Annotated in this window: 12 protein-coding genes; 4 read left to right on the top strand and 8 right to left on the bottom strand. The window is 44.6% G+C overall.

Features of this window, described 5'->3' with window-relative positions; genetic code table 11:
• Positions 1 to 37 precede the first annotated feature (37 nt).
• Positions 38 to 1,165 (top strand): hypothetical protein, encoded by a 1,128-nt coding sequence (locus P5704_028080; protein ID WOF81737.1) that lies wholly within the window; start codon positions 38 to 40, stop codon positions 1,163 to 1,165.
• Positions 1,166 to 1,168: 3 nt separating this feature from the next.
• Complete coding sequence (locus P5704_028075) at positions 1,169 to 2,281, top strand: hypothetical protein (GenBank protein WOF81736.1); 1,113 nt, start codon at positions 1,169 to 1,171, stop codon at positions 2,279 to 2,281.
• A 43-nt stretch (positions 2,282 to 2,324) separates the two neighbouring features.
• Here P5704_028075 and P5704_028070 read toward each other — a convergent pair whose 3' ends face one another.
• From P5704_028070 to P5704_028055, 4 genes are all read right to left on the bottom strand, one after another.
• Entirely contained in the window at positions 2,325 to 2,843 is a 519-nt protein-coding gene (locus tag P5704_028070; protein WOF81735.1) for a hypothetical protein, read from the bottom strand.
• Positions 2,844 to 2,858: 15 nt separating this feature from the next.
• Positions 2,859 to 3,110 carry a hypothetical protein gene (locus P5704_028065; GenBank protein WOF81734.1) on the bottom strand — a complete coding sequence of 84 codons (252 nt, stop codon included), beginning with the start codon at positions 3,108 to 3,110 and terminating at the stop codon, positions 2,859 to 2,861.
• A gap of 127 nt (positions 3,111 to 3,237) precedes the next feature.
• Positions 3,238 to 4,545, bottom strand: a complete 1,308-nt coding sequence (locus P5704_028060; GenBank protein ID WOF81733.1) for a hypothetical protein — start codon at positions 4,543 to 4,545, stop codon at positions 3,238 to 3,240.
• Between the two features lie 3 nt (positions 4,546 to 4,548).
• Entirely contained in the window at positions 4,549 to 5,832 is a 1,284-nt protein-coding gene (locus P5704_028055) for a hypothetical protein (GenBank protein WOF81732.1), read from the bottom strand.
• 132 nt (positions 5,833 to 5,964) lie between these two features.
• Between P5704_028055 and yidD the strand changes: the two genes are divergently transcribed.
• Complete coding sequence (yidD, locus tag P5704_028050) at positions 5,965 to 6,387, top strand: membrane protein insertion efficiency factor YidD (GenBank protein WOF81731.1); 423 nt, start codon at positions 5,965 to 5,967, stop codon at positions 6,385 to 6,387.
• Between the two features lie 46 nt (positions 6,388 to 6,433).
• Here the strand turns inward: yidD and P5704_028045 are convergent, their stop codons facing one another.
• The 4 genes from P5704_028045 to P5704_028030 all read right to left on the bottom strand — a co-directional run bounded on the left by P5704_028045 (position 6,434) and on the right by P5704_028030 (position 14,513).
• Complete coding sequence (locus P5704_028045; protein WOF81730.1) at positions 6,434 to 7,522, bottom strand: hypothetical protein; 1,089 nt, start codon at positions 7,520 to 7,522, stop codon at positions 6,434 to 6,436.
• Positions 7,519 to 8,616, bottom strand: a complete 1,098-nt coding sequence (locus tag P5704_028040) for a hypothetical protein (protein ID WOF81729.1) — start codon at positions 8,614 to 8,616, stop codon at positions 7,519 to 7,521. Before P5704_028040 ends, P5704_028045 begins: the two co-directional genes overlap by 4 nt.
• Before the next feature lie 59 nt (positions 8,617 to 8,675).
• On the bottom strand, positions 8,676 to 14,078 hold the full coding sequence (locus tag P5704_028035) for a hypothetical protein (protein WOF81728.1): 5,403 nt from the start codon (positions 14,076 to 14,078) through the stop codon (positions 8,676 to 8,678).
• 69 nt (positions 14,079 to 14,147) lie between these two features.
• Positions 14,148 to 14,513: a hypothetical protein gene (locus tag P5704_028030; protein WOF81727.1), complete on the bottom strand. Its 366-nt coding sequence runs from the start codon at positions 14,511 to 14,513 to the stop codon at positions 14,148 to 14,150.
• A 232-nt stretch (positions 14,514 to 14,745) separates the two neighbouring features.
• On the opposite strand from P5704_028030, the gene P5704_028025 reads away from it, so the two are divergent.
• Positions 14,746 to 15,516, top strand: a complete 771-nt coding sequence (locus P5704_028025; GenBank protein ID WOF81726.1) for a thioredoxin fold domain-containing protein — start codon at positions 14,746 to 14,748, stop codon at positions 15,514 to 15,516.
• The last annotated feature ends 25 nt before the right edge of the window (positions 15,517 to 15,541 follow it).

Genomic DNA, 15,541 nt, shown 5'->3' with positions numbered 1-15,541 from the left:
GCGTCGTACCTTCTAGAATGTATCTAGAGGAGAAAATATGAACGCACTAGCTTTATCTGCAAAGTTAAAAGAGATTTACCAGCCTTTTGTAGAGCTCGGTTGTAATATTGATTTAGAGCTCGCCAGGAGTCTTTTTAAAGAGGCTGAGGATAACTGTAGAATTGCAGAAGATTGTGGTGTTAACACGGGCCGCATCAAACAGAATATTGCGACCAGTGTGTTCGAGCCTCTTCTGAGGGATATATCGTTAGTCGCGCATTTTTTGCCAGATCTTCTAGTCCACCTGCCGTGGATGAGAACAATGTGCCAAATTCCGTATAAACATACGGATCTGGAAGCAAGCACTTTTCGTTACGTGCTCGAAAGCTATCGAGTTAATCTCCTCAATGGAGATGATCTTTGCTCCTTCATGCAAAAACTTGACGTCTATTATTTAAACAATCGACATGAATTATACCTTCAAGAATTCATGAAATTGATGTACGTTTTGGACGATGAATTGTTGAACGCTGAGGTTCTGCATTCGCTTTTAAGAAATTCTAATGTGCTTGCAGAAGCGTGTATTGAAATGCCTAACTCTTTGCTGTCTGAAGATGCAATGGAGTCATATTTTAGAACTATTAAGTCGGCATGCGTTAAAGTTGGAACTAAGGCTATTCTTAAATATGAGGTTCTAGAAAAGCTCAGGGTAAACGCATTGCTCAATGGCTATCCTAAATTAATCGATGATGTTCTAATACAGACCTGGGATGAAACATCAATTTATAACTTTTACAGATCAACTGATCTATACCCGTCAGCTGATGCCTGGCTTGCATCTATTAAGAGCGCCAGCACAAATCTACAGCGTAACGCCGTTATAATTGCGGCGATATCCCTTTACGTAAACCATTTTATTGACTTAGATATTGAGATGGTTTGCCAAAATGCTGTAAATGATAATTTCAAACTAGAAACAAAAATTATTGGCGATTTAATATCTGATTGCGCGGTGTCGACGAATGACCGTTTTAGTCGTTTTGCAGTAGCCTATATCGATGCCTGTAGAGCACATGGTGTAGTTAAGCGCGCTTTTGAGCATTTTGATGAAATGGGGATAGATCCGAAAGAGCTCAGGATTAAGGGTGCATCGCAACACCTTGCTGCTCATGAATTTGGTATATAAATAATGATAAATAATTGTATAGAAAAGCACATAGACGGATTAACTAAGCTATGTGCTGCTTTGGATAATGGGCTTTCACCTTTAGATCCGTCAGTAACCATGGATGATCTTTTTTCGGGCGTAATTAATTCTTATAATTACTTCCCCAGAGAAATTTCTGCATGGTACAAGGAAAACTATAAAAATAAAATACTTAAAAATCCAATGGGATACATCGACTTTTATGGAAAGCATTTCATAAAGCAGCTAGGAGTTGAATTAAAGCGTGGCACTGATTACTTGGCTGAGAACATTAAGAAAAACATGCATTGTGCTTCTGTGCTATATGCATATTATGCCTTGAACGATGAGGCCCTGCCTCCAGTGACCTCCATGTATATTGAGAGGTTGATGGTTATTGACCTGTTTGGCGCAGGCATGCGAACGGATTTTATACTCGATAATCTTTTGAATCTAGGCTGCTCTCAACAGCAAATAGATAAAACTATTGACACATTAATGACGAAGCTTACTGAGCTATTCAAAGTGAATGACGCAGAGCTCTCTTTCATTGTGTATAGCAATGATGTCCTGATGGATTCAATTCGGGCGGTAAATGGACAATCAAAAATTGATTTGATAGCAAAACTTCTGGATGGCCTCGATAAGAAAACGATTTCACCAAAAACCTTTCCCTGTATGGCTAGACTTATTAGCTTTGTTATTCGTACATTGCCGGATTCAGTCGGTGAAGATGTTCGCGGAATTAAAGGAAAAGAGCTGTTTTATGCAGTGGCGAAAATGTCTGCAAAGCCCAAGTTCATGGCAGAAGACTGCATGGAAGATTTACTGCTTCAGCTTCTTGATGATTATAGTGAATCAGTCGACCTGCAATCACTTATGCATTTATCAAATGCATTGATGAACAAGCCAGAAAGACTGAAGGAAGTCACCGGCCACCCCTTGTTTAGAAAAACAGTGCAGGAAGACCCAGACTTTGTCGCTAAAACGTTCATGAAAATCTGTAGGGATAAAAATAACGCTTTGCAGCTATCCTGTGAAATGAAAATACCTCTGTCTACGGCTCAGAAAAACATCCTGAAAACAAAAATGGCGAAACTTGATTTTTGGCTCTAGTAATTAGAATCATGCATTGATTAAAGAATGCTCTGATTAGGCCCTACTTGCGTGGTGTAATGCCTTTGTTGGCTAGCTGTTCTAGTTGAAACTTTATATCTTGTATGGCGGAATAGTTGGCTGGATTATTGTTATCAGCGCATTGATCAGCTGCTTTCAAAGAAGCAAAGAATATATCGGCACTCCACTGATCACGCCTAGGCTCATCAAGCATCTCGCCTATCCGCAACACTTTAAGCAAGCCACGGCACTCTCCGTAGTACTGTCCGCGAAACTCTGGATCATTCTGTCGAGCCAGGTTTCGAATGTTGTCATCAAGCAGCTCTTCGATGAAAGTTTCAAGGATCGCTGGCTTGGGCGCTACTGACATCTCAATGCTTTCATTCTGCTTGCGAAGAGACTCTTCCGCTTTGGTAAGCAATTCCTCCACAACTTCAAGATGCGCCTTCACGGCTGTGGGCAGGCTGGAAAACTTTTCTGGAATGTCGCCCGTCCAGCTAGCAGCAGCGCGCAACTCATTGATCAATGTCAGAAGGTTGCGGGAATTCAGTTGCTCGGCCATTTGTAAATTCCTTGGCTACTTCGCGGTAAACCTGGCAGCGGAGATCACTGCGCTGGAAATGGCTGCCCTGTGAACCCACAGGGCCCATGCGTGCTGGGTCGCCTGTGACACATAGAAACCACCTGGAAGCTTTTCAAGCAGAAGGCTCATTTTGGACGCCGCATGCTCAAAAAGCCTGTTTTCCAACTCGAAATCGGGCTCGTCAGTACCAAGACTCATGACCAGATCAAAATCATCATCGCGTCGTGATTGACTGTGCTCGTTCATGATTTCCGCTACTCGCTTTAATGTTCGCAGATATCTTCGGCCATACAATTGATTCAGTCAACACTGCCCCTGGATCTTTTGAGCGGCACTGGTTCGGTCTTGACAAATTTCTGAGAACCAGGGGCAATCACAAGCTTAGGCCTTCAGAGATGATCGCGGATCTGGCCGAGGGGTGTTTTTTGGCGAGTTCTGATAGGTCTAAAGAATCTTGATCTAAAGCACGCAGAAGATTGCGTATAGTTTGTGCCTTTGAAAGCCCTGTATAATCAGGAAGAATGTCAAAACCTCCAGCTGTTACGGCTTTTAAGACCAGAGATTGAATCGTGAAAATTTGATCAGACGCCGTATCATTTTCAATCATCAGGCTATCCAATGCAGCAGCCTTTTCCTCCATGCTCTCGCACCTCAAAATCCTACGCTCAGCATAATCCGTTATGAGAATATTCATGAACTGAGTACCCTCTCCCCTTATTACTGCATCTTCCGCTAATTTTGTGGGTATAAGACCTCTATTGTCACGGATGATCGATGCCAGGTTACTGAAGTACAGATCTTTAATATCATCATGAAGATCAACCTCATGATAACACCTCAGCAGCTCGCTCATTATGACAGGAGTCCCGTAATGTAGGGCTGTTGCAAGTTCATCAACCACTTCGCTTGAGAGAATGGTGGGTGACCCATACTTTCTTATAAGCTTTCGAGTTACATTGATATATTCCCGATCATCCAGGAAAACACTGTGCATTCTTGAAAATGATTCTTTTCCAAGTCCGCAAAAAATTGCATCAAGATAATCGTCATCATATGCGCTGTAGTCGAGCATCATTTTATAAACAGAGACACATGAATCAAAATCATTTGATATTTGTTTGAAAAGCTCGGTCACACAGATGGGAAGGCGCAACTCCCTAAATAAATCAACCATGGATGCCAGGTCGGCTTTATTCGAAGTTAGGTCAATCGTTGTTAGATGCTTTGCCATCGCAATGTCAAGGCTGTCAAAATTAAGCTGATGACTATATGATCGATAATGAAGTCCGGACTCTATTAATAAATTCTTTTTCAGCGGATTTTCAAGACCACCAATCAGATCGATTATGGCGTTGTTGAAATGCTCTTGATAATCTAAGCTTGATAATTTGCTTCTAGCATAAACGAGTTCAGATACCAGTAAGGCTGTTTCATCAAATCCAAGTGGATGTCGATCCCCTCCCCATGCACGCCTAATGACCGTATAGCATGAGGCGCACAGGCGTGGTGAATCGCTTACCAGCTTAAGCAAAAATTGCTGAATCCTCTGCGCGCCTGCCTCGGCAATATATTCTATAAGTTTGTCTTCTTCGCATGCAGAATATTTAAGTAATTGTGAGGCAATTTCATTAGAAATTTCTTTAGTTAAATTAGTGGGTAGATTTTTGATTGAGAATTTCATGTTTCATAATCCAAAAGAATTCGAAATTAGCGTCTTCCTGCTGGATGGGTAGAGTGCAATTATTTTAGATTCATCATTTTTGTTTTCGCTAGTGAAGGGCCACAAGGCCGCAAACGCATCTTGACTAATGCCTCTTATTGCAGGTGGTGATTTCAAAAGCCCTATCGTTTGTATGTACATGATAAGGAAATCCCGCAGGTGCTCCTCGCGAGTTTTCTGAGAGACAGGCCCCCTTGGCAAGGTTAGTAGCTCACTAGCAGCGTCAGAAAGCGACATCTGCTTGCTATCTCTATAATCATCAATGATTGCGTGAATCATTTCATCGTGGCGACCAATATCACAAGTTACTTTTAAAAAATCATAACAAAAGTTAGCATCTGAATTGGAGATAACCTGTTTAGCGTTATCCACAATCCAATTTATGATTACGCTTAGACCTGAAAGGTCATAACCTTCGCTCAATATCTTACTTATAATTACCGGATTTTCATTTTTACTTAAAATATCAAGAAACTGACACTTCACTTCTTCTGTTATGATGAAATTATCCCCAATGTTACGCATAACCATAATACTTGCACGAGCAGACCCTGGATTTTCAATAATTTCCTGGTGAAGTTTTGCTATTCCTTCGTTACCAAGAACATTTTGAAATGCTGTTAAATACAGCTTTGACAATCTATCGTGAAATACAAGGTCAAAATATAAGTCTTTAGTGAACGACTCATCGCCTAGCATGCTGATGCACTTTTCAAGGCATTTCGGCAAGTGTGTATTAATGAATACATCGCGCAAATTAATACCTTTTTCTATGCCGACCATCTTATCAGCTAGTGCAGCATCAACATGAAAGCCGCCATCAATATCTTTAAGTGTATTTCTGCAATTAAGGCCTAAGGCGAGCAGAAGGTTTATATTTTTCTTATTGGCGCATCCAGTAATTAAATTAACAAGAATGTCGCGAAAATATACCTTTGAATCAGCGCTATGCGCCACGCCTGACAATGAGAGGAGATTAGTGAAGAGGTTTGCAGTCTCGGTTGCTCCAAATGGGTGTTTTTCTCCGTAAAACTTCAGAGTGATCGACAGAAGCTTGATAAAAACGTCTCCGCGAACCTCATTGGCTGTTAACAAAGCGTTGTAGATTGAATCTGTGCTCATCGTCGACATATCCATTAGTAACGAATCAAGCCGATCATCGTTGGCACCTGTAATAAGTTCGATGAATTCCCTGTTTTCTTTAATAGTTAATTTTTTACCAAATGCTGACAGCTTGAGTTGTTTCATGATGATCTCCCGGTTTCTTAATTTTAGCATGGACAGCTACGATCAAATCCAGCCAATCGTCAATTAAGACAAATTGATTGACACCTCTATCAGCTTGGTTATAATTCACACCTATTGCCAGGAGCTAAGCTAATGAAGGCCATCTACCGTTTCTTCATCCGCCTGTACCAAGCGCATCTCTCTCCACATAAAGGTTATCGGTGCGCATATTCATTGGAAAAAGGCGGGCCTGGTTGCTCTGGTGCTGTGCTGAGAATCCTGGAGGAAGACGGCCTCATTCGAGGTTGGACAGCAATCCAGCGTCGTTTTGATGAGTGCTCGGATTCAGCCAAAGAGCGAGCCAGGCGTTCAAAGCAAAAAAAGAAGAATGGGAATGGATCCGGAAACAGCTGTTATGGCGCGGAAGACGCATGTGAGCTGATTTCATGCAGAAGCGGAAAGAATACCGGATGTGATACACCATCTTGCGATGTCCCATCCTGTGATGCTCCATCATGTACAACCTTGACAGTTTCATTGTGGCTTGGCTTGGTTAGGGCTTTGTTCCGAAAGTAGATCATCAACGAAAATTAAAGCCCCGATTGTAGCCGGGGCTTTAATGTCAAGGGACTTCCGCACCCTCGTTGACTGTTGCTTCCATCCGGTCATTCCGCTTCAGGATCCTGGTGATGATTTTACCTGCACTCGGTTCTTGTGCAGCCTCTTCTATTAACGCGGCAGGCAAACCCTTCAATATCTCCGCTAAAACCGACGCATTGCGCTTGGGCGCTGGAAAATCCTTCCAGGTTGTAATCATTTCCCGAAGCTCATTAACAGAATCCGCCTCTCTGCCTTCCAGATCAAGATAGATAGAAGGAGAGACTGTGGCTTGCTTGAATGCTAGATACCAGTCAGCTCCATCACTAACGGTTCTCGAAATAATGCTGAGCTGTGCCTGACTTGCTCCCTTCCTGATACAGTGATCAATTAATGCATGGCCATGATGCTGTGACAGCTCGGGCTTGTAAATGTTTTGAGCGGACTCGATAGAGTTCTTGCTGTTCAACGAAATCAATATATTTAAATACTGGAATGGATCGATTTCTTTATTGTCACCGCTGTTGCAAGCGGTTAGAGCATCAAATACTTTTGAGCTTGGCCTAATATCAATTCCTTTCAATACCGTTTCAATGTTTTTCCCTGTCAGTGCTTTCAGGTAGTTTGGAACGGTTTTTAAGAGTTCAATCGCATCGCCGTCATCATGATATGCAGCAGCAGCAAGCAATATCTTGAGAGTGGTTTTTGACTGAGTTTTTTTGAAGAACTCAACTGGATAAAGATCTTTATTTTGACTTCTGAGTAATCCCGCGCTTTTATCAAGAACGATATTTGCGTTAGAGAATATTGCTGTCTCAAAGCCTCTTTTAGGAGATTGCGCGATATCGCGCACCAGCTCATCTCTGGATTCCGCGTCACATAATCTGTGAGCAAGCATAAAACCTACAAAGGTGTTTAGACGTTGCGTAACATTGTAATGCGTTCTTGGATCTGGATCGCCCAAAATTTCATTTACGAAATCTCCGGTAGATGATTTTGTTGACAAGAATTTATCAATGACATTCCAGCAAAGTTCAGCGTCTTTGTGCCTTGGTTCTCTAAAGTATTCCCAATTTAATTTATTGGAAAGGGTTAAAAGCTCATCGTAATTCATAAAGAAAGTTCCGAAATAATGTAGTCTTTTTTCTGCTTTTGATTACAGAAATCAAGATAAAATCTATCGCCAGTGAATTCGTAAATTTTCTTTGCATCACTAGCTGAGCGCATTCCTTTAGCGACAAGTTCCTGGTCAATCCCGCCAATCAATGCGCCAATAGAGCATCGCTTTGGATTGTAGTTCCAAAAACTAGACATGCTCTTAACGACGTCTTGAATTTCAGCAACTGGATCAATCGTGCGATTTTTTAAGGTAAGGTAGGCTTGATGACCAAGCTGAGCCTGCTTGAAGCCCATATACCAATCTGCGCCATCGGAAATCATCATCTTGAATATAGAACGGTGAATGTCATCCACGACGCTTCGCTGAAGCATATGAAACACGTATTCATGGCCAACAGCCTTGGCAAGTTCAGGCCTGTAAAAACAAGACAGATCATCGATGCTCGTGTTATCGCCAACCTTCAATAGCTTTTGCAGATAGTTAAATGGAGTATCTTTCTCTGCATCTGGGTAAAGTGCTTTATAGCATTTGCTTTCAGGTGGTACAGCTACATATTTGAGAATTCTCTCAATCCGCCCTCCTACAAATTGGTTCTTGAATTTTTTGTGCTCAAGAAGATATGTAATGGCTTGATGATCATCAACCCTGATTGCCTGCTCAATTATTTGACCAGTTTGGTATCTGCCAAACAATTTTTCAATTACTGAATCCTCTCTAAAAGACCCATCGAGAAGTCGTAATATCGAATGATTTGAATAATAGGCATCTGGAGGCAAAGAATCTAGCACTGCCTTACTAGGCACTCCATTTGATATTATTAGCTTTTCAGCAAATTCATCATGAAAAATTGCTTCACTTTCAAACTTTTGCTTTAAGCCAGTAAGAAACTTAAAATCTTCACTGAAGTAATACTGCATGCCGAAGGCCTTGGCTGCTAGCTCGCCTAGCGTTAGCCCATGCGATAAAACTTCATCCATTAGTTTGCTAAAACCCATTATTTGCTCAGCGCTCATGGGTTTTTCATTTTCGATATTAAGCTGCTCAGCAAGGTAGCAGTAATGAATAAATTGTCGTCTGGTGATGGTCATGGATCTGGCTTCATGATGTTTTAATTATTATGAGGCCAGATCCACTACATTTTCAACACTTAATCAATTTCATAGTACTCAGCAAACCAGTCGATGGTAAGACTTCTGCTGATTTCGTCAATGTTCAAGGCGGATATTTCAATAGTCGCGGCTGACACGTGATCGAGATCGACATAGTGCCAGGCACCATCCATGTTCACAGGTCGTGTCGTACCGTTGATGCTGAAGGTCGGGTCAGCCAGGTACTGGGCTTCAGATGGGGTTGCGGCTCTGTAGAAGATTCGCTTAACCCTCATTGAGCTATCGTTAAAGCCGATTGAGCCGGTTGTCTGCTGCCCTGTTGCCATTGACAGTCTTGTTTTCAAGTAGTCGATGGCATTACATGGGTTCGACGTCCCATCTTTACTTTTACTTGATGAACAAGCAGATGGGACGGACAGCGTAATATCATCAACTAGAACTGGGCCCTGGTATAAATTCAGCAAATAACTACCTTTAATGTAAGAGTAAGGATTGCAACTGTAATACCCATTCCAGTAGCTGTAACATTGACGATAAGAAGTGCCAAGACTCGCATTGCTCCTATAAAGTGAAACGCCTGCGTATGAAGAAAATATCTTCTCGCTCATTACAGTATTCTTCTGGCGCACATAAACCACATCCATCCAGCTGGTTGATTCGGGATCCGCATACCCATCTGCCTTAAACCGAGTATATGGGTATGATTCGCCAAATGGATAAGCAACAAGATTTGCATCTAGGTGAGCGGTGAAAGCTCCATTGCCGCTCACCTCAATGGTTCCGGTAGTGCCGGCTGCGCCAGTCGAGACCTTAATGTATTTCTTTGTACTGTCTGATTTATATCCAATCGGATAACTGCATTGACCGCTAGTTTCACCTTCGACGAACGAGGACACAATGCATGCTTCACTATAAATATCATTGTTTGTCGAAATTGATTCATGACTGAAAGCAAATCTGTTTGGATCATACGTTTCAGGCGTGACCTCGATGCTTGCAAGCATGCGACCGTTCTTGCTGGAGCCATCCCGAATTTCAAATACAGTATTCACGCCCTTGGCTTTCACTGGTACGTCAAATGTCTTGCTCAATGACTTGTTCGTAAAGGCTTCAAGGTAAACGCCATCACGATGAACCGTGACATAACCGCTATCGGTGGTGATATCCAAGGCGATTTTGCAAGTACTCGCTTTATAAATGCCCTGACAGTACGTTCCGTTTGGTGCTGTAATGCTGCCAACGTAAACAGGCAGATGCCGCTTGACAGTCAGCTTTTGCCTAATCGTCTCCTCGTCTTTTATGCAGGCGCCACTCGATGCCCCAGTACCTTCGCATATGACTATAAAGTAGTCTGACTGATCGCTCGTTGGGGCTATGCTTTGGGCTGTAGAAAAACCAGCGCTATTAGTATTTCCATAAGTTTGAGCCGAGTTTTCACGGTATATCGCAAGATAGGCCTTTTGGTGCTGTCCTGGTTCTGCGCTAGGCTGGAAACCTGCCACAACTTGGTAGTAGCAATTATCATTTTCATAGTTCTGGGTACATATCCAGGTATCAGCCTCATCCGTAGATGCTTCTACCTTATTACCATTCGTGTAGTAAGCAGCAGAATAGGTCAACGGAATGCTTGGCGCTGTTGTCGATACGTCTCTTTCTGCCATGATTGGGTATCGTTTATCGTCAACATCAGAAGGGCAGACAGGCCCGTCAACGAATAACAGCTTCTCGTCACCTTCATAGACCCAGGTCGCATTTCCGCTTCTTACTGAAGTCGATGCCACCAGTGAATTACGCTTAACAATGGCGCCTGTAACGCTGTTAACCGTGCAAACGCTAACAGAGCTTCCGCTCGGTGAGTCGTATCCGTTTTTGTAGTCAAAATAGAGCAAGCACCCCTTGTAGGTGTATGTTCTCTGACAGGTGGAGTAGAAGTGGGCGTACGGCGCATATTCATTCACTTCCATGGTCTGTGGGTTGTGCTCAATAGTTATTGAATAGGTATCGAGGACAATATTCTTCTCATGGCTCTCATCGGTATGTGTTCTGAGCTCGAAGGTATAATCGCCTACACCGAGTGTTTCACCACATGTGCTTGTGCGGGTATCACTCGTGTAAAACGGATTAATTTGGCACAAAAGCTTATTCGTGGTTTTGTTGTACAAATAGCCACTGGTATTTGAGCTAATGGGAAGATTAAAGGAAACTGTGCCGCCATGATACGGAACATTCGGCACTTCTTGAAGGCGTGTTATACTTCCCGTGTATTCAGGGCGTCTTACCGTGATCTCAAACTTATCAATTTGCCTATTGTTGTAGCTATTTGCTGTTTTCCCGTCCCTAATTTCAATTACGTGCGTTCCAATAGGCAAGTTAGCTACAGCATTTGAAGCGTATCGATAGTCGAAATCAAGCAAAAATTCTCCATTAATAAAAATGGAGGCCGCAGCTGATCCTGAGGTCAAAATCGAGGAAAGATAAACACGGCAAGTATCCTCGTAAATATGAATCACACAATCTTCTGAAATCCCTGCAAACTCAGCTCCTGATTTTACTCTCCCGAAATAGTAGGGGTAATCTGCACTGCTGCGATTAAGATAGTAATAATTAGACACGTAATTTGCATCTGAAGGGGCTCTTGATCCGAACACAGCGCCCGTGAAGACAACATAGCCATGGTTCATAGTAAACGTATCGATCACAGGATCACTGTCTTCTTGTGTCGTCCCGGCTCTTACTTTTAATTGGTAGACAACGTCCTTTTCATCTTCATTTATTTGATAGCTTGGCGAAGCGCTGGCATTTTGATACACGGATGACTTGTAAGTGCCATCTACACGCTGAGCATAGAGAACAGGCCATGCTGCATGTGTATATCCCATTGCATTGACTTGATGGGACATGGGCTGTGAGCAGTAACCAAAATCCTTGTACCTGATGTCACAATTAAGGGTCTCTGCGGCAAACTGTGCAGGTGTTTCAGCGGCTGTTAGTACCTTTGGTTTGTTAATCTTTGCCTGATAAAGGAGGTGGTACTTCTGATCGATGGCGGCTTGCCTAGTGGTACACGAAACGTTGCCTTCATAGATATCAACAGCCCTGTCGTAAGTGACAAAAAACTGCGAACTATGGTTTACATTTTTTGCTGAGTTCACAGATTTCGTATTGTAGGTAACACCGCCATCCCGGCTCCAGCATTGTGTGGTGTTCGCAGCGCTAGTTTCCCACGCCATCGACCATTGTTTAGTACAATACGTAGAGTTATAGAATGTCTCACATGGATAGCCTGTGGCAGCGTCAGGAAGCTCAGACGTGAGTTTAAATATATGTGGCGCGTTGAGGTTCATTTTAACCTGAATGCGATCAAGCGGCTCGCCTGGGCTGTAATACTGCCTAGCCTCAACCTCATAGACGCGATCAGCTACAATGCCCCCCATCGTAAAGTTGGTCGTTGTAGATCCGATGCTGCTGGTCAAGGTGACCCATGCACTGTCTGGGTTCGTTGTGATATCACGGTAGTACAGGCGGCCTGCTGTATTGGCTACTGTCGTAATGGCAATAGTACAGGAGCCATTGTATTCGGATGAAATACATGAGTCCCCGTTGTTGGTCTCAAGCCTCATGTAATAACTGGGCCGGTTCGCTTTCAAAGACAGGCTAGCCAGGATGTCATTCTCGGCATGATTGCCTTCGCGCAGGGCAAATTCTCGCTCACCCTCCAAGACGTTAATCTTAAATCCAGTGCTATTGCTGCCCTGCCACACCTTCTCGCCGGTTTCAGTGTTCCACAGCGATACGAGTGGGGACGTCGTCTCAACTTTGAGGGCTATATCGCAGTCATTGCGAGAGTAGATCATGTTGCACGTGGCGCTTGTCACTGGCGCCAGGGTCGCTGTATGGGGCTCCCTCTTGCCAAGAAGCGAGAAGCGTGTCAGCAGCGGGTCGGTGATGCGGGGTGTTGACGGCCCGTGGATGCGAAGATCGTACGCGTTGATCGTTTCACTGGCGCCATCATAGTTGTGTACCGTGACTGGAATCGAACCGTTCACGCCGCCACCGCCCACGGGGCTGCGAAGATAGCTATGCCATAGCGTTGCCTTGTCGGTTGCTGTGTAGTCTAAAGTGAGAATGCAGTCTCCGCGCTGATAATTGAAAACGCATTCCGTGGGCCCATTCTGCTTGAGTGTGCCGGTGTAGGACTGCTTGATGCCTTTGGCAATGTAGGACGCCAGAATCGGGGTATTGCTTTCCTGACCTGCTCTCAAAAGGTAAGCTGTACCATAGTCTGTGGCAGATGCCGTGAAAGATCCTGACGCGCCACTGGTGACCAATTCCCCGTCTTCTGTCCATACGGAGGCCTGCTGCGCGGTCGTTGTGTACTCAACAGCAATTGGGCAGTTGTCGTCAGCGTATGGAATTTCACAAGATGCTTTCTGGGCTATGAAGCGACCTGTATTTGGACTCAAAATCGCTTTAAGCTCTTGGCGAGCAAGTATCTCGCCAGTTGCTGAAGCACCAGCACGGAGGTCGACAATCGCACCCTCCGTGCCTATCGAAATGACATCCTGCCCCTTGGCTCTGAGAGCGGAGATGGCGGTTTCACGTATCCATAGTGTACCCAGATCATTGGTTTGCCATTTAACTCGAAGACCGCATTTCTCGGTATCCGAACTGATATTGCAGGAATCGCCATCGGGTAGGCTGATTGAGCCTTCAGGCTCCACGCGAAAGCCCTTTGTGATGGTTGCGGCCAAGAGATCGCCGTCAACAGTCTTGCCTTCACGCAATTCATAAACAACTGAAAAATCGTATGCCTTGGCTGGCAGGCTTCCCTCTTTGGTGTCTTCAATGACAGACACCAGGCCGTTTGCCGTGCGTTGCCATACAGACGTCGTTGCAACATTCGAGGATGTCCAGGTCAATGCCACTTCACAATGATCAAATCCTGTGTAGATTTGGCAAGAACCCCCATTGGACGCAGTTATTTCGCCGGCTTTCTCAGGTGCGGGTGGGTTCGTGGCCCAGCTATCATCCCACTCAGCAGTAAGTGTGGCGGCGTCCATTAACCGCGCATCGAGTGTAGCTCCGTCACGCAGTTGATATTCAAGCTCTTGTTCGAAGCGGACATAGGCATCGACCACGCCGTCATACGCGTAGGCCATCCTGTTTTTCTTGTCCCCGTCTATCCGCCATAGCCCCGCAGGGGATTCTTTGGAGGTAAACCAGACAAGCGGGATTCGGCAGAAGCCGTCCTTAGCGGGCAGCCTGCAACTCAGCCCCTTCGGCGCGACAATGAGGGCATCAACCTTCGTTTCAGGCGCAATGGCTTCACCAGACAGCCATTTGAGTTCTGGCACGTATCTCTGAAACCGAAGATCAGCATTGGCCATGCCAGAAATGGTTGCCAACAGTAAAACACAGGAGATTTTAAAATATTTTTGCATGACAAAGCCCTCTTCGCTCAATGATAGCGGAGGGTCTTCGTCATGACAATATAATCAATTCACTATCTTCTAGCCTTTGATGTTTTCCCTCAATGCAAGCATGCCTTTCAAAGTCGGGATCTCACCCTCTCTCTGAATAGATGAGGCGCTTTCTGGAATGACGAAGGCAGTGAAATCACGGCCCTTGAGCTCCTTGGCGTAAGGGCCAAAGCCACCCATTTTTGGGAGCCCTTCATCACACTTCACAAGCTGTTCACGAATGGCATTCGAGAAGGTGGAATTGGCAAACCCAAGCATGAGCGCCGGGCCCTTGTAAAAAGCACTCAGGCCGTCTGCCTCATAGCCTCCTGAAGACGCCTTGCATAGGCACTCACGCACTTGCTCGGTGCGCAAGGAGAAAACATCGTCACATTTCAAGCAAAGCAGTAGCTTCATTTTCTCTCCAGAACCCTGTCTTACTGATCATTTTTTGATCAAATTGATGTCATATGCATAAGGCTGTGTCTCAAGACTTTGTCCACAGCTTTACCCACAGCTCCAGTGGATAATTTTTTACTAAATAACATTGAATTATAATGAATTTTGTCATCCTGTCAATAGCGCGGGAAACTTGTCAATTAGCGCGTATTGAGGTAAAGTCAAAGGCTCAAATATAGAGGAATTTTTCATGTACAAGCACCAAAAAGCTCGCTCAGCCCTCGCCTTCGGTCGCGCCATTGCAGTGTCGGCCCTGGCAATTTTCGCAGGTAACACGGCACATGCCTCAATAACAGCAGAGCAGGACGCGCACATCCGCTCTGTTTTTGAGAGCGATCTCATCGGTGCCAAGGTACAGGAGATTAGAAAAACGCCAGTCAGTGGGATTGTCAGCGTCGAAGTGGAAGATGGCTCGACGGTATACACAACAATGGATGCCAGCTTCTTTTTCGTGGGTGATTTGTATCAGCGCGAAAGCGACGCCATCGTGAACCTTTCGAAAATCAGGCTTCAGCAGATTGCGAAAAAGATTATTGATACAACGCCAGAGAGCACGATGATTGTCTACCCTGCCCCCAATCAGAAGACTGTCATTACCGTGCTAACAGATGTTGATTGCCCTTACTGCCAAAAGCTTCATGCTGATATTGCCAGCTTGAACGAGCTTGGTGTCACTGTGCGCTACATGGCATTTGCTCGAATGGGGGTAGATAGTGAGACAGGCGAAAAAATGCAGAGTGTTTGGTGCTCCAATGATCAGAAGGCCGAAATGGATCGCGCCATGATGCGTTTGGACGTTGAAAATCGCCAATGTGGGCAGAACCCTATTGCCATGCACTATGCGGCTGCGCAATCGATCAAGGCCAGCGGAACACCGACAATCATCATGCAGGATGGATTCCTTATGCCTGGCTACAATGCGCCAGAAGCCATTGCCGAACTCGCGATCCAACATAACTGAGCATAGTAGAACCTTTCCAGGCGCT

The organism is Pseudomonas sp. FeN3W (assembly GCA_030263805.2).
GTDB classification, from domain to species: domain Bacteria; phylum Pseudomonadota; class Gammaproteobacteria; order Pseudomonadales; family Pseudomonadaceae; genus Stutzerimonas; species Stutzerimonas stutzeri_G.
Note: the sequence above shows the minus strand (reverse complement) of the source record. Positions and strands in the feature narration are given on the sequence as shown.